Genomic DNA, 24,504 nt, shown 5'->3' with positions numbered 1-24,504 from the left:
TGTCGGCCCGCCTCAGCACCGTTTCCGATGTGGCGCTCCAGGTCTGGCGCACGGGGATGTCTCGACCGTCCCCCGCCACAAGCAGCACGTCGAGGTTGAACGCTGCAATCCCACCCATCAGGAACGTCGCAGCCGCATCCTCCGCCTTTACCGCATCGTGCGCGGTCCGCACGTAGTCGACGAGCTGATCGGTGCTGCCGGCCCAGCCGCCCGACCCGTTCGTCTCGCTGATCCATTCGTTCGCGGCTTGATAGTAAGGCACCGCGGCGCGAAGGCCGGGCATGTCGTCCCGCCCGTCCATGTCGTAGCGTGCGACCACGGCCGCGACGAAACGGCCCCACTGCGCCATGTCGCGCGGACGGGCGTTCTTGACGCCGCGCGTGGCGGGATCGGTCGCCCAGTCGGCCGTGGACTCGAAGGTCACGAAGGGTCCGAGCCCCGACGCCTGGAGCGCACGGATCCGGTCGTCGAGGCCGGAGAAGTCGAACCGACCCTCGCGCGGCTCGATCCGCCCCCAAGACGCCGAGATGCGGACCACGCCCAGCCCGGCATCCGCCATCAGCGGATAGTAGCGCGTCAGGGAGCCGGGAAACGCCAGGCCGAGACGCGGGTTCGGCGCCACGGAAAGCGTGCCCAGATCGACGTCCGCCCCCACGGGCGCAGCCCAGGCCGCGGCCCAGGCGGCGACGATCCCGAACGCCGCCGCCCGGACCGAGTACCGAATGCCCCTGCCCCTCATGTCACAGTGCCTCCGCCTCGGGCAGCATTACCTCCAGGACGTCCCCCGGCATCAGCGGCGACGTCGGATCGGCGGCGAGGCCCTTGCTGATCCCGCCGCTGCGGCGGTGGATCACGTAGAGGGGCGGCAGGTCGGACCCGTCGCGCAGAAGGCTTGAACCGCCGAACTCGCGCACGAACCGCGTCGCCCCGTCCAGTTGAGCTTGGACCTCGGCGATCTCGGCCTCCAGGGCAACCAGCTGGCCGGCGGCGTCGCGCTCCTGCTCCGCTAGGGTGATCTCGCGTCCGTCGGCCGCCCGATCGATCTTTTGCCGGGCCGATGCCGCCAGCCCGATGGCCTCCAGCTCGTCGGCCCGCAGGCGATCCACATCCACGCGCAGGTCCAGGAGGTTCGACGACCGCGCCAGCCCCCGCTCGAAAAGGGTTTCTTGCTCCGCCAAGGCCGCGCGCGTGGTGGCGAGCTGGCTATTCACGACCTCCTGCCGCGCGGCGAACGCATCCGCCTCCTCGGAGGCCAGCGCCTCCTGCGAGCGGCTGGCAGAAATGGCAAGGGCGTCCGCGCGCGATTGTGCCTCCGCCAGGACGGCCTGCGACCGCGCAAGAACCTCGGCCGTCTCCTCCCCCACCAGGGTGGACATCGTGGCCACGGGCTGGGCTCCTGCCGTTTCGGACGCCAGCGTCGCCAAACGTGCCCGGTCCGACAGAAGCGCGGCGAGGCGAGCCTCCAGGCGCGCGACGGTAGCGGCCTCCTGCCGGACGCGCATCCGGACGGTATCGGTCTGGTCGCCCAGCCCACCCATCGTCTCCACCCCTCCGGCCAGCGCGACCGCTGCCCGGACGTCGAGCCCTGGCACGAACGGAACCGCCCCCTCATCCTCGACCGCGCCCGCGACCGTCACGTCCCGCCACGACGACACTTCGACGGTCACCGATACGGGCCCTTCGAACCGTTCGACCATCGCGGCGCCAATGACATCCTCGAGGTCGCCCTCGCTCAGGCCCGCGACCTCGATCGGCCCCAGGATGTGAATGCTGATCGTGCCATCCGACCGGATGCGATAGGGACGCGACAGTTCGGGTCTGGCGAAGACCGACAGGTCGATCTGATCGCCCGGACCGAGGACCGGACCTTCCTGCGCATGCGCAGCGCCGAACAGCAGAATCACTGCAACCGGTATATGCCTAGCCAAAAAAGGAAACATTAATATGTTCTTACGAGAGATTGTACACGCCAATCGCATTTATACACGCATTGGTGTAATCACATTTATTCAACCAGGAATGCAACCTTCGAATACGGCGGACGGACGTGGTTGCCGGACCCGGTTCGGCAGGGAAAGGCAGGCGACGTGAAGACGAAGATCGCATTCTTCCTGCCTCATTTCGACAGCGGCGGCGCCGAGGGCGTCGTGCTTCGGGTATTGAACGGCCTCGATCGAGACCGCTTCGTGCCCGAGTTGCTCTTGCAGGATCGCCGGGGTGCGCTGCTGGAGCGCCTCCCGGGCGACGTTCCCGTCGTCGGGCTCCGACCCTCGCGCCCCCCGCTCTGCGTGCCGGCCTTGGCCCGGTGCGCGCGGGAACGGGGCTTGGCGCTCGTCGCGGCCGTGAACAACGCGAACAACCTCTATGCCTTGGCCGCCTCGCGCATGCCGGGTGCCGCGTTCGCCACGCTGGTCATGGAGCACACACCTCCGTCCGCCTTCCTCCGGGAGGCCAAGCGCCCCATGCTGCGTCGGTGGCTCATGGGGGCCCTCTATCCGAAGGCCGACCTCGCCGCCGGGCCGCTGGACGAGATCGGGTCCGACCTGGACGGGTTCCTTGGCGAACGCGCGCCGCCCTACCTCACGTTGCCCAACCCAGTGGTGGACCGGCTCCATCCCCCCGGAACGGTTCCAAAGGTCGCGACGCGCATCGTCTCCGTCGGGCGCCTCGCGCCGGAAAAGAGGTTCGACCTGCTGATCGACGCCTTCGCCATCGCGCATGCCGCACGACCGGACATCCGTCTCACCATCGTCGGCGAAGGCCCGGAACGCGGCGCCCTCCAGACACGGATCGACGCGGCGGACCTGCGCGGCGTCGTCTCCCTCCCTGGTTACAGGGCGGATGTGGACGCGGTGCACGCCGAATCCGATCTGTTCGTCTGCACCTCCCGCCGCGAAGGTCTCGGCAACGCGATCATCGAGGCGATGGCGCGGGGCGTTCCCGTCCTCAGCGTCGACTGCCCGTTCGGGCCTCGAAGGCTGCTGCGTGGGGGTGCGGCGGGAACGCTGCTCGCGAGCGACGACGCCGTGGCCATCGCAACCGGCATACTTGATGTCATTGCCGATCCCGCCTTGCGGCAGCGTCACGTCCTGGTGGGTCAGGACGCAATCGGAGCATACGATGCCGCCTCGGCCGTAAGGGGGTACGCCAATGCGTTCGACGCGGCCATCGCATCGCGCGCGGCCCGGGCGGGAACGCACCGCGGTCAGTAGTCCTCGTCCTGGTCGCCCCGGCACATGTGCAGGTCGCGCAGGTGCGCCTCCACCTCGCCATGGCCGCCGTCTTGGGTCAGGAGCATCACGGCCGGACGCTGATCCTTCCGGATCGAGAAGCCGGTCCGCTGTGCGGCCGCGTCCAGTGCGGTTGAGCGCCCGAACACCACCTCAGAATAAACGCAGCCCGATCGACGAAAGAAGCGGTTCGCATCCGCAAGGAGGAGGGCGAAGTCCCGCTCGGATCCCCCGTACAAGAAGATGTCCGTCACCCGTCCGACGGCGACGCCGGCCTCCGCCTGGAGGCAGAGGGCCGCGAACCCCACGAGGGTGCCGTCCCGATAGAGGGCCCGCCTCGCATAGGTCTCCACGGGGCAATCGACGTAGCGCCAGTTCAGGAAGGCGCGGTCGCGGGCCTGCATGCAGGCCTGCCGCCCCACGGCGTCGCCCCATGCAGCATCGAACTCCTCGCCGAACCGCTCGACCGCCACGATGCGCTCACCGGTCCGGATGCGCGGGCTCCGGAGCGCGCCGGCCCGGAGGATCGGCATGCCGACGGCATCCAGGGCGGCCGCGGCCGACCTGGGCAGCGTGCGCTTGGCGCGAACGGCACTTCCGGGGCGGATCACGTGGCGCCGCAGCGTGCGGGGCGGGGATTGCGACGCCCCCATGCGCACGCACACCTTGTTGAGCCGCAAGCTGTTGGTCAGCCCCCAGGTCAGAAGCCCCTCCCGCCTACGGAAGTAGTTCCGAAGGATGCGAAGCCCTTCGCCCGTATGCTCGGGATACGCCATCGTCGTCATCGGGGACAGGCTGGCATAGGTTCGCCCCCCCAGCGCGAAGCGGCCCGGCAATCCGACGCTCACGGCAGCCGGACCGCCATCCCTTTCCATGACGAATAGACGGGTCCGGTTGCCCTCCACGGAGTGGGGATTGTCGAAGAGCCAGTCCCAGGCCAGCATCTTTCGCCGTGCCGCATCCTCCGAGAAGACCGCTCGCGTCATCTGTAGATAGAGGTCACGGTACTCGCGTCCTCGTTCCACCAACTCATATCCGCTCATCAAATCGCTCCGTCATCGAGATTTCGTTCGGACGGTCGACGAACAAGAGGATCGCCACCCCGCATGCGAGCGATCTTTCTCCGCCGATGGGGGTCCACCGCAAGGACCGAATTCCGCCGCCGCCCTCCGCACCCACTGGAACGGGCAAGGGCCGGATCGCCTCCGAAGGCGCCGATCCCCGCTCATTCCCGTGACCGATACCGGCTCAAACGCGCCGGTCGGACGAAGTGCTCGTGATGGGGTTGCGGCCCTTAGGGGGATGTTTACCCGCGCGTGACACTCAGGTTCGGGTCACGAATTCCAGAGGGTGCCATGCAATATAGTCGGGTCATAGAGAACCTCGTGCTGAACGAGACGCTGCTGTTGGAAGGCCCGGCGTGGAACGACACCCTGATCCGCAACGTCACGATCGAAAACGTGGACGGCAACGGCATTATGCTGCGGGACGTCCAGAACGTGACGATCGACGGCGTCACGGTCAGGAACATCTCTGGCGACGGAATCAAGCTCAGTTCGATGGGTTCGACCGAAGGCGTTCGGATCACGAACTCCGTGATCAGCCGGACGGGGCAGGACGGCATCAACGTCAGTCAGCGGACGTCCGTCGACCACCCCGGCCTGGAGATCGTGGGCAACACGATCGAGCAGACGGGCCTGTCCGGCGGCGGCTCGGGCCTGATGCACGGGATATACGTCCAGAGCACCGACTTCGTGATCGCGCACAACCTCATCCTGGCGTCGACGGACGGCAACGGCATCTCGGCGCGGAGTTCGGGACAGATACGCGACAACGCGATCGACGGCGCGTTCAAGAGCGGCATCGCCTACTTCGCGGACCACCCTGCCGGGGAGCAGGACCGCCTCGTGATCGCCGGGAACGTCATCCGCGATGCCGGGCAGGGCACGGACAGGGGCGCCATCGACATCCTCCGGGTCCCCAACATCGGCAACGTGGTCTCGGACATCGTGATCGAGGAGAACCTGGTTGCCCCGATGGAGGGGGGAGCCATTCGCATAGCCCCGGGCTACGGGCACGCCGACGCGACCGTCGCCCAGCGGGGGAACGCCGTGGCCGATCCGGACCAGATCCTGGCCCTCCTGGAGGGAGGCGAGTACGGCGGCGCGGGCAGCGCCGCCGACGCCGGATCGCCGTCCGATCCCCGCCCCGGCGCCGGGCTGTTCCCCGATCTTGAGGCTCCCGGGAACATGCGCCTGACCCTTTCGGAGGACGGCCTGGGGCAGACCGATGTTCTCCTGTCGCACGGCGACTACCACAAGGAGGCGTTCTCCGTCGACCCCGAGACGACCCTCCGGCGGGCGACGATCGACGAGATGGCCATTCGGATCAGCGCGGCCTCGGAGGACGGTGCAGCGCAGCTTGGGGTCGATGCGGGGGGCCTTTCCGTGTCGTCCCCGCGCGCAGCCTTCGACGGGGGGATCGCCGGCGGCGACGTCCTGATCGTGGAGATCGGCCAGGGCCCCGTCGGCGACGTCCAGCAGCTCCTGGTCGGCCTACAAGGCGCCTCGACGGGGGACCGCGCGCGGATAGAGTTGCTCCACGATGGACGGACCATCGCGACATACGAACGACCGGCGGACGAGGTGATCGACATGGAGCTCGACCGCCCGTTCAACCAGGCGAGGATCTCCGCCGCCGACGGCGCGAGCTTTTCGCTCGCCTGGATCGAGTTCGGCGGGGCCGAGCCGGGCGCGGCCCCCGTGGGCGAGGCGTCGCACGACGACTTCGTGTTCGCGCCGCCGGCATCGCGGGAAAGCCCGGACCACCACGACGCATGGATCGATCACGTCCGGCACGTGCTGCGCGGCGGGGACGCGCGGACGGACGGCGACGACGCGACCGGACGCCTCGGGATCGAGGACTACCTCGCCCTCCTGGACGCCCTGGACGTTTTCGACGTCTTCTGACGTCCGCCGCGCGCACGGTGCGCGGCCGGACCCGCGCCCCACCCGTCGCCCCCCGACCGCTACGACGCCGCCGCGTCCAGAATCTCCGCCAGGGCGGCGTTGGGGAAGCGGCGCTTGGGGGTGACGGCGAAGAACGTCTCTCGGATGCCGTCCAGGGCCGCGGCCTCGACCAGGGTGCCGGACGCCAGTTCGTCGCGCACCACGATGGGCGGCACGACGGCCAGGCCCAGCCCCTCGCGGGCCAGCAGGCGCAGGGTGGCCATGTCGTCGGCCTCCGCGGCGATGCGGGGGGACAGGCGCATGCGGTCGGCCATCGCATCGAACCCCGCGCGGATCCCCGACCCCGGCGTCGGCAGCACCACGGCGACCCCGTCCAGCCAGCCCCGCAGGTCCGTGGCCCCCGCCACCAGCGCGGGCGTGCCCACCAGGCTGACGGACTGCTCGGTCAGGCGGTGGACGATGGCGGGCGCGCGTTCGTCCGCCAGGGGCGGGCGGTTGGTCAGCACGACGTCTAGGTTCAACCCGTCCAGCGCCGCCAGCAATTCGTCCTGCCCGCCGGAGCGCAGGGTGACCCGCACGTCCCCCCGGCCCAGCACGGGCCGCAGGAACCCCACGAGGAAGTTGCGCGACAGCGTCGCCAGCGCCCCCACCCGCAGCACCTGCCGCGCCTGCCCCCGGTCGCGCAGCGTGTCGAGCAGCTCGTCCCCCGCGGCGAAGATCGCGTCGGCGTGGTCCAGGGCGATGCGCCCCGCCTCCGTCAGGTGCAGGCGGCGGCCGCGGCGCTCGAACAGGGGATGGCCCAGGCGGTCCTCCAGCTTGCGGATCTGCAGCGACACCGCGGATTGGGACAGGTTCAGGCGCACGGCGGCGCGGGTCAGGTTCCCGTCATGCGCCACGGCCTGGAAGTACCGCAGGTGGTTGTAGTTCAACCCCGTCATCCATTGACGATATAGAACGGTTTCGCATAAACAATGAATTTTGCTTCGGATGGCGCACCCCCTAGGTTGCGCGTCACGTCCCAAGCCCAGGCCCCAACGCCATGCTCCTCGCCCTTCTCCTCTATCTGGCCCCGCTGACGCTGATCGCCGCCGCGATCCACGCGTCGCGCACTCCCGGCCTGCACCCCCGGCCCACATTGCGCGTGGCCGAAGGCGCGGCGCTGGCGGCGCTCGGGGTCGCGGCGGCGGCGGTGGTCGGGCTGATCGCGGCGGGACCCGCGGCCATGCCGACCCTGGGTGCCGCGGGGCTGGGGCTGTCGGCGCGCCTGGACGTGGTCAGCGCGACCATGCTGCTACTGGTGGCCTTCGTGGGCTGGGTCGTCTTGCGCTATGCGGCGACCTATCTGGACGGGGACCCCCGGCAGGGCGCGTTCACGGGCTGGCTGTGCGCCACGCTGGCCGCGGTGATGCTGTTCGTGACGGCGGGCAACCTCCTGCAGCTGGTCGCCGCCTGGATCGCCACCAGCCTGTTCCTGCACCGCCTCCTGCTGCACTATCCGGACCGGGTGGCCGCCCGGCGGGCGGCGCGCAAGAAGTTCGTGACCGCGCGCCTGGGCGACGCGGCCGTGGTCGCGGCCGCCTTCGTCATGGTCCTGACCTACGGGACAGGCGACATCGCGACGATCCTGATCGGCGCGCGCATCGGCGAAGGGGTCGAGGCCGCCCCCTGGATCGCGGGCCTGCTCGCCCTGGCGGCGCTGCTGAAGTCCGCGCAGTTCCCCACCCACGGCTGGCTGACCGAGGTGATGGAAACGCCGACCCCCGTCTCCGCCACTCTGCATGCGGGGGTCATCAACGCGGGCGGGTTCCTGTTGATCCGCTTCGCCGACGTCCTTCTGCTGTCGCCCGCCGTGCTTGCGGTGCTGGCGATGATCGGCGGCGTCACGGCGCTGTTCGGCGGGCTGGCGATGTTGACGCAGTCGGCGGTCAAGACGTCCCTGGCCTGGTCCACCGTGGCGCAGATGGGGTTCATGATCCTGCAATGCGGCTTGGCGCTGTTCCCCCTGGCGCTGCTGCACATCGTGGCGCACTCGCTCTACAAGGCGCACGCGTTCCTGGCGTCGGGCACCGCGGTCGACGTGGTGGCCGCCATCAGGCGGCCCGGCCCCGTCGCCGTGCCGGGCCCCGGGGCGGTCGCGCTGGCCTTCGTCGTGGCGCTGGTGATCTACGGCCTGATCGGGCTGGTCTTCGGCTTCGACGGCAAGTCCCCGCAGGCGGTGGCCTTGGGCGCCATCCTGATCTTCGGCATCGCGTACCTCCTGGCGCAGGGCTTCGCGGACGCGGCGCCCGCGATGCTGACCCGGCGGACCGCGCTCTATGCCGCGGCCGCCGCGGTGGGCTACTTCGCGCTGCAGCGGCTGTCGGAATGGCTGACCGCCGGGACCCTGCCGCCGACGCCCGTGCCCGGCCCGCTGGAATGGGCGGTGATCGTCCTGGCCGTCGCCTCGTTCGGCCTGGTGGCCGTGGCGCAGGCGATGTTCCCGCTCTGGGCGTATCACCCGGCGGCGGCGGGCCTGCGGGTCCACCTGTCCAACGGGCTCTACATGAACGCCGTGTTCGACCGTCTGGTCGGCGGCTGGACCCACGGGGGAGACGCGAGATGACCGACGCGATCATGGCCGCGGCGGACCGTGCCGCGCGCGCGATCCCCCCCGCCTGGCCCCTGGCCGCAACCGTCGCGGTGAACCCGTTCCTGGGCCAGACCGACCGCACCCTGGCACAGACCGGCGCGCTGATGTCGCGCGTGGCGGGTGCCCCGGTGACGATGCCCCGCGCGTGGTACGCCGCACGCATCGCCGACGGCGCCATCGCCGCCTCGGACCTGGCGCGGGCCGCGGACGCCGCCGGACTGACGGAACGGGACCTGCGGGACGCGGCCACGCGGCCCCACCCCGTCCCCCCCGCCCTGCCCACGGTGGCGGAGCTGGCCGCCGCCGCGTCGGGGACCGACTGGCCCGGGCTCGTGGCGGACCGCATCGGCGCCTGGGCGGGCGGCTTCTTCGACGAGGGGCAGGCGCTCTGGGCCGCGCCCCGGGGCCGCGGGGCCTGGGACGCGTGGCGCCGGAACGCCACCCACGACCTGACGCCGGAGGTCGCGGGCCTGCGCGGCTTCGCCCAGTTCGCCCTCGACACGCACCGCAACCCCGCCAAGGTCATCGCGCGCGCCGTCGATACGCTGGGGGTGCGGGACGACGCGCGCGAGGTCTACTTCCACCGGCTCCTGCTGACGATGGGCGGCTGGGCGCAGGCCGCCCGCTACCGCCTGTGGCAGGCGGAGCTTCGGAACGGCACCGACGCCACCCTGCTCGACCTCCTGGCCATCCGCCTGGTGTGGGAGGAGGCGCTGCACGGCCAGCATGCGGATGCGATCGCCGACGCCTGGGCGGCGGCGAAGGATGCCTATGCCGCCCCGCTGGACCCCGACCGCGACGCCGGGATCGACGCCGCCCTGCAGCACGCCGCCGAATGCGCGGCGCAGCGGGACCTGGCCGCCACCCTGGCGGCGCCCGGACCCGCCCCCCGGGGCGGACGCCCCGCCCTGCAGGCCGCGTTCTGCATCGACGTCCGCTCGGAGGTGTTCCGCCGCGCCCTCGAAGCCGTCGACCCTGCCATCCGGACCCTGGGCTTCGCGGGCTTCTTCGGCCTGCGCGCCGCCCACCGCGCCTTCGCGTCGGACGTGGAGGAGATGCGCCTCCCCGTCCTGCTGACCCCCGCCGTCCATTCCGTCGCGGGCGACGGGACCGACGACGCCGCGCAGGCCGACCGGACCGCCCGCTTCCACGCGCGGGCCAGGCGCGCCTGGGGCCGGTTCAAGCTGGCCGCCGTGTCCTCCTTCGCCTTCGTGGAGGCGATGGGCCCCGTCTATGCCGCCAAGCTGGTTCGCGACGCGCTGGGCCTGCCCGGCCGCAGGCCCGCGGCCCCCGAACCCGCCCCGCGCCTGGACCCGGCGCTGTCCCTACCCGACCGCATCGACGCCGCGGAAACGGTGCTGCGCGCCATGTCGCTGACGGACGACTTCGCGCGCCTGGTGCTGATCGCGGGGCATGGGGCCAACGTCACGAACGATCCCTATGCCTCCGCGCTGCATTGCGGCGCCTGCGGGGGCTATTCGGGCGAGGTCAACGCCCGCCTCCTGGCGGCGCTGCTGAACGACGCGGACGTCCGCGCGGGCGTGGCCGAACGGGGCATCGCCATCCCCCGCGACACGCTGTTCCTGGGCGCGTTGCACGACACCACGACCGACGCGGTGGCGATCTACGACGCCGATCACCCGTCGCCGGACCACGCCGCCGATCTGGACCGGGCCCGCGACTGGCTGGCCCGCGCGGGCGCCATGACCCGCGCAGAGCGCGCCACCCGCCTGCCCCGCGCCGACGCGGACGGCATCGCCGCGCGCAGCCGCGACTGGGCGGAGGTGCGGCCCGAATGGGCGCTGGCGGGCTGCAAGGCCTTCGTCGCAGCCCCCCGGTCCCGCACGGCGGGCCGCAGCCTGGAGGGCCGCGCCTTCCTGCACGACTACGACTGGCGCCGCGACGAGGGCTTCGGCGTGCTGGAGCTGATAATGACCGCCCCCGTCGTCGTCGCCTCCTGGATCAGCCTGCAATACTACGGCTCCACCGTGGCGCCGAAGCTCTGGGGGTCGGGCGACAAGCTCCTGCACAACGTCGTGGGCGGCATCGGCGTCCTGGAAGGCAACGGCGGCACCCTGCGCGCGGGCCTGTCCTGGCAATCCGTCCACGACGGCACCGACTACGTCCACGACCCCCTGCGCCTGTCCGTCTGCATCGAGGCCCCGCGCGAAGCGATGACCGACGTCCTGCGCCGCCACGACGGCGTGCGCGCGCTGTTCGACAACCGCTGGCTCCACCTGTTCGCGCTGGACGAGGCCGGCCGCATGGCCTGGCGCTATGCCGGCGGGCTGGACTGGGAGGCGATGGGCGACGACGTGACGCTGGCCCGCGCGGGGTGACGGCGCGCCGCCTGGCATGGGATAGACCGGGCCATGGCCATCAACACCACCCCCATCGCCGCGGGAACGGCGCTGGACGTCCTGCGGGCCGGCCTCGCCGCGCAGGACGCCGGCACGCTCACCGCGTCCTGGATGCTCCACGGCCGGCCCGGCATCGGCAAGTCCGAGATCGTGGCGCAGCTGGCCGCCGAGACCGGGCGCCGCCTGCTGGACCTGCGCCTGACCACGGTGGAGCCGCCCGACCTGCGCGGTCTGCCCTTCTACGACCACGACGCGCGCCGCACCGTGTGGTACCCGCCGGAGGATCTGCCCCACGCGGGCGACGGCCCCGCGATCCTATTCCTGGACGAGCTGACCGCCGCCGCCCCCACGTTGCAGCCCACCGTCTACGGTCTGCTGCAGGAACGCCGGGTCGGACGCCACGCGCTGCCCGCCGACGCCTTCGTCGTGGCGGCCGGCAACGCGGTGGACGACGGCGCCGTGGCCTACGAGATGGGGACCGCCCTGTCGGACCGCCTGATCCACCTGTCCCTTCGCGCCGATCCCGGCGACTGGCTGGCCAACTACGCGGTGCCGCGCGGCGTGAACCCCGCCGTTGCCGCCTTCGTGCGCACCCGCCCTGACCTGCTGGACACGACGGAAGACGCGCTGCGCGACGGGGCGGCCATCGCCTGCACGCCCCGATCCTGGGCGCGGGTGGGCGCCATCCTGGACGCCGTGCCCGACCGCGCCCTGCGCGACGTCATGGTCGCGGGCGTCCTGGGCGACCGGGTCGCCGCCGAGTTCGCGCTGGTGGCCGACGACGTGGCCGCCACCGTGGAGGCGACGGCCCTGCTGGACGCGCGGCCCGGCGACCGCGCGGCACTCTACCCCGCCTCGCTGCACGGGTTGACCGCCCTGGTCTATGCCCTCGTAGGCCTGGCGGATGCCGACACCATCCGCCCCGCGATCGAGGTCATGGCCGACATCCGCCGCCTGGACACCCTGCGCCCCGAACCCGTCTTCGCCCGGCTCCCCCTGGCCGAGCTGTGCGCCCACGGGTTCGAGACGCTGATCGACCGCGCCCTGGCCCTGGGCCTGGCGGACGCGTTCCGCGACGCGCCGGGCTATGCCGCCTACATGGCGGATCGCCCCGACACGGCATGACCGCCCCGCCGCCCGGCATCCATTCCCGCCACGCGGCGGACGCCCTGCGCGCGCTGGCCGAAGCCGACCCCGCCCTGTCCGCCCTGTCGCTGTGGTGCGCGCATCGCGACGGCGACGCCACGGGGACCGACGCCCGCGCCATCACCTACGGCCCCGACGTCGCGGACCTGGCCCCGCACGAACGCATGGGGCTTTGCGCGCATCACGTCCTGCACGTGGCCCTGCGCCATCCGGGGCGCATGGGGGCCCTGCGCGACCGGCTGGGGGACGGCTTCGAGCCCGACCTCTTCAACATCGCCGCCGACGCCGTCGTGAACGAGGTCCTCCTGCAAGCCGACCACGCCCTGCCCCGCCCCGCCCTGCGCCTGACGGAGGTGCTGCGCGACGTCCTGTCGGTCGACGTCCCCCCACCCACGGCCCTTTCGGATTGGGGCGTGGACCGTCTCTATCACGCGCTGGCCCGCGACGGCGGCGCGGCGGGACGCGCGCGCGACCACGCCGCCGCGCGGGGCATGCGCCCCGACCTGGCGCCCGACGGCGACGACGCGGCGGGGGGCGACGACGATGGCGACGACGCGCGCTGGCGCAACCACCTGATCCGCGCGCTTGAATCCGGGCGCGCGGCCGGGCGGGGCATCGGCCGCATCGGGCACCGCCTGGCCGACATCCCCGAACCCCGCACCCCGTGGGAGATCGTGCTCCGCCGCCTGCTGGCCCGCGCCGTGACGGTGGCCCCCCGGCCCGCACCCCTGCGCCCGGCCCGCCGCTGGCTGGCCGCCACCGCCCAGGCCCGCGCCGCGGGCACGCCCGCGCCGGGCTTCCAGCCCGGCACCCGCCCCCTCGCGCATCGCCCCCGCATCGTCGTGGCGCTCGACGCGTCGGGCAGCGTGGAGGACGCCCGCCTGGCCCTCTTCTGGGGGGAAGTGACGGGCATCGCCCGCCGCCTGTCGGCCGAGCTGCACCTGCTCGTCTTCGACGACGCCATCCGCCACCGCGCGGCCGTCGACCCGACCCGGACGCCCCGGCCGCCGCCCCTGCCCCGCGACGGCGGCACCGACTTCGCCCCCGTGATCGCCGAAGCCCTGGCGCTGGACGCCGCCGCCCTCGTCGTCCTGACCGACCTCGACGGCCCCTTCGGCCCCCCGCCCCGGTCCCTGACCGTCGTTTGGGCCGTCCCCGACGGCACGAGCGCCACCGCCCCCTTCGGGCGGGTCCTGAATCTGGCGGCCTAGCCGCGCCCCGGGCTCGACCCGGGGCCTCGACGGAACAGCGCGCCATGGCCGTCGGGGTCCCGGATCGAGTCCGGGACGCTATGACCTACCCCGCCAGCGCCGCCTCCAGGCGGGCATGGGCCGACACACCGCGCGTGTCGAACGCGACCTCGTGCAGCATCTCGTCCCGCGCCAGCCCGATCCGGTGCAGGTCGCGCTCCGTCAGGGGCGGCCCGAACAGGTCGTCCCGCAGCATCGCCTGTTCCTCCGCCATCAGGTCCAGCACCTCCGGGCCGTCCTCGGATTGTACCGACACGAAGGTTAGGGGCGGCAGCAGGCCCAGATCCGACTGCTCCACCACCAATCGCAGCGTGCCCGCCCGCAGCCCCCGCCCGGCGGCGACCCGCGTTAGGATCGCGCGGCCCCGCACCTTCAGGACGTCGAGCCCCCGGTCGGCCTCCACCGGGTCGATCAGGCGCGCGCGGCGCTTGGGCGACGGGCGCAGGACGCGCATCTCGATCCACACGATCAGGATCACCATCAGGATGGGCGCCTGCGACAGGGGCAGCGCCGTTTCGCGCCACACGACCGCGATCACCCCCAGCGGCACCAGCGCCAGCAGATAGCGCAGCAGCTGCACCTCCGCGAGCAGGCGCAGCCACAGGACCGGACCGGCGCCCCGGGGGCGCACGAACACCCGGCCGAACACGCGGCGCGGCAGCTGCCGCACCTCCAGCACGCCGGGATTGGCGATGGCGCGGTGGGTCAGGACGACGATCATGCCCCCGACATGGCACCGCGTCCGGGGGACGTTCAACGCCGCAGCCCTAGCTTGCGCCGCATGGCCGCACCACGTTCCGCCCGTCTTCTCTCCGCCCGCACGATCGTCGCCGCCCTGGCGCTGGTCGCGATGGCGCTGGGCGCCTGGATGCTGCACCGCGACCGCGCGGGCCTGTCCGTGGAACGCATCGCTCTAGCCGGCACTCCCGTCACGCTGACCCGGCCCGCGGGCGCGTCGGACCTGCCGCTGGTCGTCGTGGCCCACGGTTACGCCGGATCGCGCCAGATGATGCGCGCCTTCGCCCGCAGCCTGGCACGCGCGGGGCTGGCCGTCGCCTCCTACGACGCGTTGGGCCACGGGCGGAACCCGGTGCCCCTGTCGGGCGACCTGACCCGGATCGAGGGCGCGACCGAGCGCCTGGTCGAGCAGGCCGTGGCCGTGACGCGGGCCGCGTTGGACCGCCCCGGCATCGCGGGCCCCGTGGCGCTGCTGGGTCATTCCATGGCCACCGACGTGGTCGTCCGCGCGGCTCCGCGGGTCGACGCGGCGGCCGTCGTCGCCGTGTCGATGTATTCCGAGGCCGTCACCCCGGACGACCCCGCCCGCCTGCTGATCCTGTCGGGCGCCACCGAGGCCCGCCTGCGCGACGCGGCCCTGGACGCCGTTCACCTGGTCGAACCCCAAGCCGTCGAAGGTCGGACCGTCGCTGCCGGCGACGTCGCCCGGCGCGCCGTGGCCGTGCCCTGGGTCGGCCATGTCGGCGTCCTCTATGCCGCCGCGTCCCAGCGCGAGGCCGCCGACTGGATCGCCCCCGCCCTGGGCGCGTCCGGCGCGGTCGCGCCGTCCCCCTACGCGGTCTGGGCGTCCGTCCTGCTGGCCGGCGCGACGGCGCTCGCCTGGCCGCTGGCGGGGTTGGCCGGACCGCGCCGGCCGCGCGCCGAACGCCTGCCGCGCCGCACCGCCTGGCTGGTCGCCCTGGCGCCGGTTCCCGCGGCCTTCGCCGCCGCCTGGATCGCCCCCGAGCGCGTGGGCGGCCTGTTAGGCTTCGCCCCCCTGGCGGCGGTCCTTCTGGTCTGGGGAACCGTCCAGGCCGCCATCCTGTGGCGCGCCGGCATCCGCCCCGCCTGGCCCGCGCCCCGCGCGCTGGCCGTCCTCCTGGCCTGGGGCCTCCTCTTCGCGGGGGCGCTGGACCGCTTCGGCGCGTCCTTCTGGCCCACCGGCCCGCGCCTGTGGATCCTGGCGCTCCTGCTGCCGGGCACGCTGGCGGTCATGGCCTGCGACGCCGCCCTGGCGCGGCGCGGGGGCTGGCTCGTCCGCCTGGCCCCCCGCGCCGCGCTGGTCGCCACGCTGCTGGCCGCGATGATCCTGGTCCCGTCCAAGGGCGTGGCCTTCACCGTGCTGCCCGTCCTCGTCCTGTTCTGGCTGGTCCACGGGACCGCGGGCCATTGGGTCCTGCGGCGGGGGAACGCCGCATCCGTGGGCCTGGCGCTGGGCGTCTGGCTCGCCTGGGCCATCGCGGCCAGCACGCCACTCGTCGCGGGGGTCCCCTGACGGGCCGTTGCGGATTTTCCTGGCAATCGGCGTCACAAAACGATGACATGCACTCCGGGGGGCGCCGCCGCTAGAAGGCGCGCGGCGGCATCGCCGCCCACCAAAGGGAGAGAACCATGACGAAACACCACCTCATGGGCGCCGCCGCGATCGCCGCCCTGGCCTTCGGGATCACGCCCGCCGCCGCGCAGGACTGCGAACGGGGCGCCCTGGACGACCGCTACTGCGACGCGGACGGCGACATGATCGCCGACATCCCGACCGACGAATCCGAGCTGGTCGACCCCGATACCCTGATCTTCGCCTACACCCCCGTCGAGGATCCGGCCGTGTACGAGGCCGCGTGGGCCGACTTCCTGGCCCACCTGGAGGAAGCCACCGGCAAGGACGTGGTCTTCTTCCCCGTCCAGAACAACGCCGCCCAGATCGAGGCGATGCGCTCCGGCCGCCTGCACATCGCGGGCTTCAACACCGGGTCCAACCCGCTCGCGGTGAACTGCGCGGGCTTCCGGCCCTTCACCATCATGGCCGCCGACGACGGCTCGTTCGGCTACGAGATGGAGATCATCACCCACCCCGATTCGGGCATCTCGACGGTCGAGGACATCAAGGGCGGCCAGATGGCCTTCACCTCCGAGACGTCGAATTCCGGCTTCAAGGCACCCTCCGCCATCCTGTCGTCGGAATTCGGCATGACGTCGGGCACCGACTTCGAACCCGTCTTCTCGGGCAAGCACGACAACTCGATCCTGGGCGTCGCCAACCAGGACTATCCGGCCGCGGCCATCGCCAACACCGTCAAGACCCGCATGACCGAGCGTGGCGTGATCGACGAGGGCGACGTGGTCACGATCTACACCTCGCAGACCTTCCCCACCACGGGCTACGGCACGGCCCACAACCTCGCGCCCGAGTTGCAGGACGCGATCCGCGAGGCGTTCTTCTCGTTCGACTGGGAAGGCACCTCGCTGGAGGAGGAGTTCGGCAAGGGCGGCGAATCGCAGTTCATCGAGATGAACTACCAGGACTTCTGGTCCGTGATCCGCCAGATCGACGAGGCGAACGGCGTCTCCTACGAATGCTCCTGAACCGCGGGTGAACCATGGCGCGCGGCGGTCCCGATCGCCGCGCGCATCCAATGTCCGGGGGACCGATGCCGATGCTGACGCTCGACGCGCTGACCAAGACCTACAAGACGGGCGACCAGGCGCTGAAGGCGGTCACGCTCGACGTCCCCGCGGGGCAGGTCCTGGCGCTGATCGGGCCGTCGGGGGCGGGCAAGTCCACCCTGATCCGCTGCATCAACCGCCTGGTGGAGCCGACCTCCGGCACCGCCACGCTGGACGGCGTCGAGCTGACCCGCCTGGGCCCCGCCGCCCTGCGCCGCGAACGCCGCCGCATGGGGATGATCTTCCAGGAATACGCCCTCGTCGAACGCCTGACCGTGATGGAGAACGTGCTGTCCGGCCGCCTGGGCTATGTCGGCTTCTGGCGGTCCCTGACCCGCCGCTATCCGCAGCGGGACGTGGACGAGGCGTTCCGCCTGCTCGACCGCGTGGGCCTGCTGCACATGGCCGACAAGCGCGCCGACCAGCTGTCGGGCGGCCAGCGCCAGCGGGTCGGCATCTGCCGCGCGCTGATCCAGGACCCCGCGCTCCTGCTGGTGGACGAGCCCACGGCGTCGCTCGACCCCAAGACGTCGCGCCAGATCATGCGCCTGATCTGCGAGCTCTGCGCTGAACGCGGCCTGGCCGCGATCATCAACATCCACGACGTCGCCCTGGCCCAGCGCTTCGTCGCCCGCGTCATCGGCCTGCGCATGGGCGAGATCGTCTACGACGGCCCCCCCGACGGCCTGTCCCCCGACAAGCTGACCGAGATCTACGGCGAGGAGGACTGGGAGGCCACGATCGAGAAGGTCGACGAGGAGGACGACGCGGTGGAGGCAGCGGAGTGAGCCATGGCCGTACGATCCAAGTCTATCTTGTAGACGGTACTGCTGCCGGCTTGCGAAAGGTAACTATTCACGGCTGGACAGGTATCGTACTTGTCAGCGGGTCCGCTACCTTCGAAGCATTGAGACGGCGCGAGGAGGCAGATCGTGCTGGTGTCTATGTGCTTGCAGGACCTGACCCGCGCGGTCGCGGCACACTCGCATACATCGGCTCAGCAAATTCAGTATCGGAAAGAATTTCTCAGAGCGCAGATCAACGAGGTTTCTGGGAGACAGCTTACGCAGTCACGACCAGCGACGATGGTCTTTCAAAGGGCCATGTCGAGTACCTAGAAGCTCGGCTTATTGAAGTCGCAGACGAGGCTGGAAGGGTCATCCTCGATAACAGTACTAAACCGGACACGTCACGCCGTCGGTTACCGGAAGCAGATCGGGCAAACATAGAGCAGTTCTTAGACAACTTACGAGTTGTCCTTCCGGTCGCTGGATTGGAAATGTTGAAGCCGAAGCCGAAGGCTGCTCGGGAGGTAGAAATCTACCCAGAACAGCGCGTTGCCGGTGAAGTCATATTCGAACTTGTTCATAAGTCTGGAGTCGAGGCAAAGGCCGTTGAGGAAGGCGGCGAGTTTGTCGTTATGGAGGGATCGCAAGCGCTTGTAGATACTGGTCTCGTCTCGCACTTGGCTTCCAGCAAACTCAAAGAATCCCTGCTCCAGGCTGGCGTCCTTCGACGGATACGCGACGATCTACTTCTATTCGCGGCACCCCATGCTTTTTCGAGTCCTTCGGCTGCAGCCGCTCTTGTACTAGATCGGGTAGCAAACGGTCGCCGCGAATGGCGAGTACAAGGGACCGGCTGTACTTACGGAGAGTGGCAGGAAACAGAAGCCGCGAAGAATGAGGCTGCCGAATGACCGCAGCCCTCCCCCCCGACGCCACCCACCGCGAGCTGGACGACATCCTCGGCACGCGCTGGCGCCGCCCGCCCCTGGTGCGGCGGGCCTGGCTGCGCTGGGCGCTGATCGTGGGCGGGCTGCTCTATCTCGTCGCGGCCATCGCCAGCGTGGAGGTGAACTGGGCGCGCGTCTACGAGGGGCTGGACCGGGGCGCGGCCTTCGTCATGGCGTTCACCCGCCCCGACTTCGTCACCCGCGCGGACGCGATCTGGGACGGAATGCTGGAATCCATCGTGATGACGGTGGCCTCGTCGGTCGTGGGCATCGCCATCTCGATACCCATCGCCCTGGGGGCCGCGCGCAACATAGCGCCCCTGCCCGTCTACATGGTGTGCCGCGGCATCATCGCCGTCAGCCGCGCCCTGCAGGAGATCATCGTCGCCATCCTGCTCGTCGCGATCTTCGGGTTCGGGCCGCTCGCGGGCTTCCTGACCCTGTCATTCGCCACCATCGGCTTCCTGTCGAAGCTCCTGGCGGAGGACATCGAGAGCATGGACCGCTCCCAGGCGGAGGCCGTGCGCGCCACCGGCGCGCGCTGGGGGCAATGGATCGACTACGGCGTCAAGCCGCAGGTCATCCCGCGCCTGATCGGGCTGTCGATCTACCGCGTCGACATCAACTTCCGCGAATCCGCCATCCTGGGACTGGTCGGCGCGGGCGGCATCGGGGCCACGCTGAACACCGCCTTCGACCGCTACGAATACGACACCGCGGCGGCGATCCTCCTGCTGATCATCGTCATCGTCATGGCGCTCGAATACGTCAGCGGCATCGTCCGCGCCCGAGTGCAATAGCCATGCCGGTGCTGGAGACCGCGAACGGCCCCGTCTGGCGGCGGCGCAACCGGCGCGAGGCGCTGACCCGCTGGGCCACCTGGCTCGTGGGCGCCCTGATCTTCCTGTGGTGCTGGGCACGCATCTCGGACGCGACCACATGGTTCTTTGTATGGGACGCGCCCTCCATCGCGGGCGACATCCTGGGCCGCGCCACCCCCCCGCGCTGGTCCTACATCGACAACCTGTGGGTCCCGATCTGGGACACGCTGAACATCGCCACCCTGGGCACGCTGGCCGCCCTCGTCATGGCCGTGCCGGTGGCCTTCCTGGCCGCGCGCAACACCACGCCGTCCGCCCTGTTCGTGCGGCCCGTGGCGCTGCTGATCATCGTGGCGACCCGGTCGATCAACTCGTTGATCTGGGCGCTGCTGCTGATCGCCATCATCGGGCCGGGCGTCTTCGCGGGCATCATGGCCATCGCGATCCGCTCCATCGGCTTCTGCGCCAAGCTCCTCTACGAGGCGATCGAGGAGATCGACGGGACGCAGGTCGAAGCCATCACCGCCACGGGCGCGTCGCGCTGGCAGGTCATGGCCTATGGGATCGTGCCGCAGGTCATGCCGGCCTTCGCGGGCATCGCCGTGTTCCGCTGGGACATCAACATCCGCGAATCCACCGTGCTGGGCCTCGTGGGCGCGGGCGGCATCGGCCTGCAGCTCCAGGCGTCGCTGAACACGCTGGCCTGGCCCCAGGTCTCCCTGATCCTGCTGGTCATCCTCCTCGCGGTCGTGCTGTCCGAATGGGTGTCCGCCAAGGTGCGCGGCGCGATCATCTGACCGGCGGGCGGCGGAGCGCGCCGACCTCGCACGAGCCCCCATTCGGATCCACCGCGCATCGCCCGATAACCGATGCGACCTATCGATCCGACCGACCCCGACGTATGGGTGGAACGACACCGGGCGTCACCCGCCCCAAGGACGTTGCCCCATCGCCCTAGCGCCGCTAGCCTCGACCCGAAGCGTTCCGCGTCACTCCCGTTCCGAAGGATCAGCCATGACAGTCGTACCGCATCGCAGCCTCGCCCTCGTCCTTTCGCTGGTCCTCGCGGCGCCCGCCCTCGCGCAAGACGTCACCCTGCGGCTCGGCACCGTCGTCAGCGAGAACGCGCCCGAGGCGGCGGCCTTCCAGACCTTCGCCGATCGCGTCGGCGAGCTGACCGACGGCGCGGTCGAGGTGCAGATGTTCTGGAACAGCCAGCTGGGCGGCGGGCCCGAGATGCTGCAGAACGTCATCGCGGGCGCGCAGGACTTCCAGGGCGGTGCCATCGACTTCCTGTCGGCTGCGGCACCCCGGATCGGCGTGATGACGATGCCGTTGGTGTTCCGCGACCGCGACCATTTCGCGTCCTTCGTGGCCTCCCCCCTCTTCGACGAGATCCTCGACGAGTTGGAGGCCGTGGGCATCACCTTCCCCGCACGCGACAGCCTGGACGACCCGGAGGTGGTCAAGAACTGGATTCGGCCCTACGACCGCGGGATCGTGTCCAACCGCCCCATCGAGACGCCGGCCGATCTGGACGGATTCAAGCTGCGCATGTTCGAGTCCGAGGTGCCCATCCGCACCTGGGAAGCCCTGGGCGCGAACATCCAGGTCATCCCCTGGGGCGACGTCTACACCTCGCTCGCCACGGGCGTGGTCGACGGGCTGACGGGCACCGTCGCCGACAACGTCGAGTTCAAGCATTTCGAGCAGGCCAAGTACTTCACCAACATCGGCGAGTACTACCAACTGAACCAGATCTGGATGAGCAACGTCACCCGGATGACCCTGGACCCCGCCCATCTGGACGCCATCGACACCGCGATGGTCGAGGCTAGCGAAGCCTATGCCGAGGCGACGGCGGCGGGCGCCGTCTCCGCCCTGGAGACGGCGGAATCGGAGTACGGCGTCACGATGATCGACCCCGACATCGCTCCCTGGATCGAGAAGGCGGGCGAGGCCCACGCGGCCTTCGAAGCGGACGGGATGGTCGAGGCGGGGCTGATCGAGCGCATCCAGGCGCTGGACTGAGGTCTTGACGCCCGGACCCGCGGACGCGGACGGGGTCGTCCTGCCCGCAGGCTTGCGATGGGTGCGGGCCGCCCTGCACTGGATCGGACGGTGCGAGCTCGCGGTCGCGGCCCTGCTGCTGGCGGCGGTCATCGCCCTCAGCGCGGCGCAGGCGCTTCTGCGCTACGCGTTCGGCACGTCGATCTGGTGGGCGCAGGAGGTCGGGCTGACCGCGGTCATGGGATCCTACTTCCTGGGCGCCAGCTACGTGTTCAAGTCGCGGCAGTACATCGTGATCGAGTTCCTGACCGAACGCCTGCCGCATCCCGCCGCGGCATGGCTCTACGTCGTCGTGCAGATCGCGACGGCCACGACTTGCATCGTGATCGTCGCCCAGTTCGTGGCCTTCGCGCCCACGCTGGGGGTGCTCAGGACGCCCATCCTGGGCATTCCGAAGCTGTATCCCACCATGCCGTTGATCGCATGCCTCGTGCTGATCGTGCCCACGAGCCTCTATTATGCCGCCGCCGCCTTGGCCTATGCCCGGCAGGCGGGCGCGTTCGATTCGATCGCGCGGATGGAGGCGGCCATCCTGCTGAACGAACCGCGATGAGGCGCGCGCGGGCGAAGCGCATGGGCGGCGGCCCGGGCCGGTGATATCCCTCCTCCTCCTGTTCCTGGCCTGCCTGTTCTTCGCCTTGCGGGTCCCCGTCTCCATCGCGATGGCCCTGGCCACGCTGATCGCCTTCGTCGCGGCGGGCATCCCCTTGCGCGTCGTCGCCTCGCAGATGGTGTTCGGCGTCGACAGCTATGCGCTCCTGGCAGTGCCGTTCTTCGTGTACGCGGGCAACGTCATGAACGTCGGCGGCATCACCGAGCGGATCTTCACCTTCGCGCGTGCGCTGTTCGGCTGGATGACGGGCGGGCTGGCGCAGGTCAACGTCGCGGCCAGCGTCATCTTCGCGGGCATGTCGGGATCGGCGCTGGCCGATCTGGCGGGCCTGGGCGCCGTGGAGATGCGCGCCATGCGCGAGAACGGATATCCGGCGGGCTTCTCGGCCGGAATCACCTTGGCGTCCTGCACCATCGGGCCGATCGTGCCCCCGTCGATCATCCTGGTGATCTATGCGCTGGCCACCGACACGTCGGTGGGGCGGCTGTTCCTGGCGGGCATCGGGGCGGGCCTGGTGATCGCGGCCTGCCTGATGGTCCACGTCTACATCCACGTCAAGCGCACCCGTGCCGAATGGGGCCGCCCCGAGCGGTTCTCGGGCGCCCGCGTGCGCCTCACCGCGCGCGAGGGGCTGCCCGCCATCCTGGCGCCCGTCGTGATCCTGGCGGCCCTGGCCTTCGGCGTGACGACCCCGTCCGAGTTGGGTGCGGTCGCGTCGCTCTATGCCTTGATGGTGGCGCTCTGGTACCGATCGATGGACTGGGCGAAGCTGTGGCAGGCGCTGACCTCGACCGTCACGACCACGGCGGTCATCATGCTGCTGTTCGCCGTGGCGGGTGCGATGAACTTCGTGATCGCGCGCGAGCGCGTCGCGCACGAGGCGGCGATCTGGATGGCCGAGGCGGTGACGAATCCGGTCCTGGGCATCCTGGCGATCAACCTGTTCCTGGTCGTGATCGGCATGTTCCTGGAGGGGCCCATTGCCATCCTGGTCATCGCGCCCATCCTGATCGACGTGGTCGCGGGCTATGGCATGGACCCGGTCACGTTCGGGGTGATGCTGTCGTTCAACGTCCTGATCGGGATGATAACGCCGCCCGTGGGCATCGGCCTGTTCGTGGGCGCCCGCGTGGCCGGGATCACGCCGGAGCGCACGCTGCGCGCGACGATGCCGTTCCTCGTCCCCCTCTTCGTGGGCCTGGCGATCATCGCCTTCGTGCCTGCCGTGACCCTGTGGCTCCCCGGCTTGGTGATGGGACCCTAGAACCATCCACGTTCCATGGGACACCGATCGGTGAACGCGGTCGATGCCGGGCTCGACCCGGTAGCCCACCTTTCAGCGCGCGTCACCCGGTCGTGGAACGGAACATTGGGTCGAGCCCGGTGATGTCGATGTCCCGGGACGCGCGGTTCCGGCGATCCATGCGATGCCCCGGACCCCCCGGGGAACGCCGCACCCCGCGCGCCCGTTCTCCCCTCATGCGCCCCTTCCTCGCCGCCCTCGCCCTCTTCCTCGCCACCGGACCCACCGCCATGGCCGCCACGGACGACATGCCCCCGCACGAGGTCCTGGCCACCGCCCAGGTCGACGGCACCGCGGTCGAGCTTCGCCGCTACGCGCCCGTGATCGTGGCCGAGGTGACGGTCGAGGCCCCTTCGCGCGACGCCGCGTCCTCCATGGGGTTCCGGCCGCTGGCCGATTACATCTTCGGGAACAATCGGCCCCAGGCCCGGATCGCGATGACGGCCCCCGTCACGACCGTTCCGGCCACGGACGGGGAGCGGGGTCAGCGCATCGCCATGACCGCCCCCGTGACCACCGCCGCCGACGGGGCGGGCGCCTATGTCGTGCGCTTCCGGATGCCGCCCGAATGGACGATGGACACCCTGCCCGAACCGCTCGACCCCGCCGTCCGGCTGGTGGAACTGCCAGCCCGCGACATGGCCGTCGTCCGCTTCACGGGCCCGCGGGACCGCGACGCGGTGGCGGCGGCCCAGACGATCCTCGACGCCTATGTCGCGGGCACCGCCCTGTCCCCCGCCGGCCCCTTCGTCGTCACGGGCTACGACGGTCCCCGCGTGCCGTCGGCTCGGCGGCGGTGGGAGGTGCAGCGCCCCGTCGCCGGCGCCCCCTCCCCCTGACCCCCGGCGCACGGTCCGCCCGAGCGGACCGCCGGACGCACCCCCCCGGCGTGGCGATCGCGCAACGATCGAACCGGGCCCCCGGTACGCCGATCGTA

21 protein-coding genes are annotated in these 24,504 nt (G+C 71.0%); 16 read left to right on the top strand and 5 right to left on the bottom strand.

The genetic code is table 11. From position 1 onward, the window contains the following. Both P0084_RS17340 and P0084_RS17335 read right to left on the bottom strand, forming a co-directional pair. Positions 1-739, bottom strand: a 739-nt coding sequence (locus P0084_RS17340) for a beta-galactosidase (RefSeq protein WP_308918145.1), incomplete at its 3' end; no start/stop codon positions are given. 1 nt (position 740) lies between these two features. Next, positions 741-1,904, bottom strand: a complete 1,164-nt coding sequence (locus P0084_RS17335; RefSeq protein WP_308918144.1) for a polysaccharide biosynthesis/export family protein — start codon at positions 1,902-1,904, stop codon at positions 741-743. A gap of 183 nt (positions 1,905-2,087) precedes the next feature. On the opposite strand from P0084_RS17335, the gene P0084_RS17330 reads away from it, so the two are divergent. Then, positions 2,088-3,212, top strand: coding sequence for a glycosyltransferase (locus P0084_RS17330; protein WP_308918143.1), 1,125 nt, complete (start codon positions 2,088-2,090; stop codon positions 3,210-3,212). Here P0084_RS17330 and P0084_RS17325 read toward each other — a convergent pair. Then, positions 3,206-4,273, bottom strand: a complete 1,068-nt coding sequence (locus P0084_RS17325) for a hypothetical protein (RefSeq protein WP_308918142.1) — start codon at positions 4,271-4,273, stop codon at positions 3,206-3,208. The genes P0084_RS17330 and P0084_RS17325 overlap by 7 nt on opposite strands. A 312-nt stretch (positions 4,274-4,585) precedes the next feature. On the opposite strand from P0084_RS17325, the gene P0084_RS17320 reads away from it, so the two are divergent. Further along, positions 4,586-6,199 carry a right-handed parallel beta-helix repeat-containing protein gene (locus P0084_RS17320; RefSeq protein WP_308918141.1) on the top strand — a complete coding sequence of 538 codons (1,614 nt, stop codon included), beginning with the start codon at positions 4,586-4,588 and terminating at the stop codon, positions 6,197-6,199. A 59-nt stretch (positions 6,200-6,258) separates the two neighbouring features. Here the strand turns inward: P0084_RS17320 and P0084_RS17315 are convergent, their stop codons facing one another. Beyond that, on the bottom strand, positions 6,259-7,137 hold the full coding sequence (locus P0084_RS17315; RefSeq protein WP_308918140.1) for a LysR family transcriptional regulator: 879 nt from the start codon (positions 7,135-7,137) through the stop codon (positions 6,259-6,261). A 101-nt stretch (positions 7,138-7,238) separates the two neighbouring features. On the opposite strand from P0084_RS17315, the gene P0084_RS17310 reads away from it, so the two are divergent. Genes P0084_RS17310 through P0084_RS17295 form a run of 4 tightly spaced genes read left to right on the top strand, consistent with a single transcriptional unit; the run spans position 7,239 to position 13,545 of the window. Then, positions 7,239-8,801, top strand: a complete 1,563-nt coding sequence (locus P0084_RS17310) for a proton-conducting transporter transmembrane domain-containing protein (protein WP_308918139.1) — start codon at positions 7,239-7,241, stop codon at positions 8,799-8,801. Beyond that, positions 8,798-11,167: a YbcC family protein gene (locus tag P0084_RS17305; protein WP_308918138.1), complete on the top strand. Its 2,370-nt coding sequence runs from the start codon at positions 8,798-8,800 to the stop codon at positions 11,165-11,167. The genes P0084_RS17310 and P0084_RS17305 overlap by 4 nt, the downstream gene beginning before the upstream one ends. A gap of 33 nt (positions 11,168-11,200) precedes the next feature. After that, positions 11,201-12,313: an AAA family ATPase gene (locus tag P0084_RS17300; protein WP_308918137.1), complete on the top strand. Its 1,113-nt coding sequence runs from the start codon at positions 11,201-11,203 to the stop codon at positions 12,311-12,313. Further along, positions 12,310-13,545, top strand: coding sequence for a vWA domain-containing protein (locus P0084_RS17295; RefSeq protein ID WP_308918136.1), 1,236 nt, complete (start codon positions 12,310-12,312; stop codon positions 13,543-13,545). Before P0084_RS17300 ends, P0084_RS17295 begins: the two co-directional genes overlap by 4 nt. Positions 13,546-13,630: 85 nt before the next feature. Here the strand turns inward: P0084_RS17295 and P0084_RS17290 are convergent, their stop codons facing one another. After that, positions 13,631-14,305: a hypothetical protein gene (locus P0084_RS17290; protein ID WP_308918135.1), complete on the bottom strand. Its 675-nt coding sequence runs from the start codon at positions 14,303-14,305 to the stop codon at positions 13,631-13,633. A gap of 60 nt (positions 14,306-14,365) precedes the next feature. Here P0084_RS17290 and P0084_RS17285 point away from each other — a divergent pair, with 60 nt between their 5' ends. The 10 genes from P0084_RS17285 to P0084_RS17240 all read left to right on the top strand — a co-directional run bounded on the left by P0084_RS17285 (position 14,366) and on the right by P0084_RS17240 (position 24,406). Beyond that, positions 14,366-15,856 (top strand): alpha/beta fold hydrolase, encoded by a 1,491-nt coding sequence (locus P0084_RS17285; RefSeq protein ID WP_308918134.1) that lies wholly within the window; start codon positions 14,366-14,368, stop codon positions 15,854-15,856. Positions 15,857-15,972: 116 nt separating this feature from the next. Further along, complete coding sequence (gene phnD / locus P0084_RS17280; protein WP_308918133.1) at positions 15,973-16,944, top strand: phosphate/phosphite/phosphonate ABC transporter substrate-binding protein; 972 nt, start codon at positions 15,973-15,975, stop codon at positions 16,942-16,944. Positions 16,945-17,015: 71 nt separating this feature from the next. Beyond that, positions 17,016-17,813, top strand: a complete 798-nt coding sequence (gene phnC, locus P0084_RS17275; protein ID WP_308918132.1) for a phosphonate ABC transporter ATP-binding protein — start codon at positions 17,016-17,018, stop codon at positions 17,811-17,813. Further along, complete coding sequence (locus P0084_RS17270; protein WP_308918131.1) at positions 17,810-18,724, top strand: GIY-YIG nuclease family protein; 915 nt, start codon at positions 17,810-17,812, stop codon at positions 18,722-18,724. The genes phnC and P0084_RS17270 overlap by 4 nt, the downstream gene beginning before the upstream one ends. Then, positions 18,721-19,560 carry a phosphonate ABC transporter, permease protein PhnE gene (phnE, locus tag P0084_RS17265; protein WP_308918130.1) on the top strand — a complete coding sequence of 280 codons (840 nt, stop codon included), beginning with the start codon at positions 18,721-18,723 and terminating at the stop codon, positions 19,558-19,560. The genes P0084_RS17270 and phnE (P0084_RS17265) overlap by 4 nt, the downstream gene beginning before the upstream one ends. Positions 19,561-19,562: 2 nt before the next feature. Further along, a complete protein-coding gene (phnE, locus tag P0084_RS17260; RefSeq protein WP_308918129.1) occupies positions 19,563-20,378 on the top strand; it encodes a phosphonate ABC transporter, permease protein PhnE in 816 nt (271 codons plus the stop codon). A gap of 217 nt (positions 20,379-20,595) precedes the next feature. Beyond that, positions 20,596-21,612 (top strand): TRAP transporter substrate-binding protein, encoded by a 1,017-nt coding sequence (locus tag P0084_RS17255; RefSeq protein ID WP_308918128.1) that lies wholly within the window; start codon positions 20,596-20,598, stop codon positions 21,610-21,612. A gap of 4 nt (positions 21,613-21,616) precedes the next feature. After that, on the top strand, positions 21,617-22,204 hold the full coding sequence (locus tag P0084_RS17250) for a TRAP transporter small permease (protein WP_308918127.1): 588 nt from the start codon (positions 21,617-21,619) through the stop codon (positions 22,202-22,204). A 40-nt stretch (positions 22,205-22,244) separates the two neighbouring features. Beyond that, positions 22,245-23,528, top strand: a complete 1,284-nt coding sequence (locus tag P0084_RS17245) for a TRAP transporter large permease (RefSeq protein ID WP_308918126.1) — start codon at positions 22,245-22,247, stop codon at positions 23,526-23,528. 215 nt (positions 23,529-23,743) lie between these two features. Then, positions 23,744-24,406 carry an SOUL family heme-binding protein gene (locus P0084_RS17240; protein WP_308918125.1) on the top strand — a complete coding sequence of 221 codons (663 nt, stop codon included), beginning with the start codon at positions 23,744-23,746 and terminating at the stop codon, positions 24,404-24,406. The last annotated feature ends 98 nt before the right edge of the window (positions 24,407-24,504 follow it).

It is taken from the genome of Jannaschia maritima, assembly GCF_030973515.1.
GTDB lineage: Bacteria > Pseudomonadota > Alphaproteobacteria > Rhodobacterales > Rhodobacteraceae > Jannaschia > Jannaschia maritima.
This window is presented reverse-complemented; position numbering and strand designations above follow the sequence as displayed.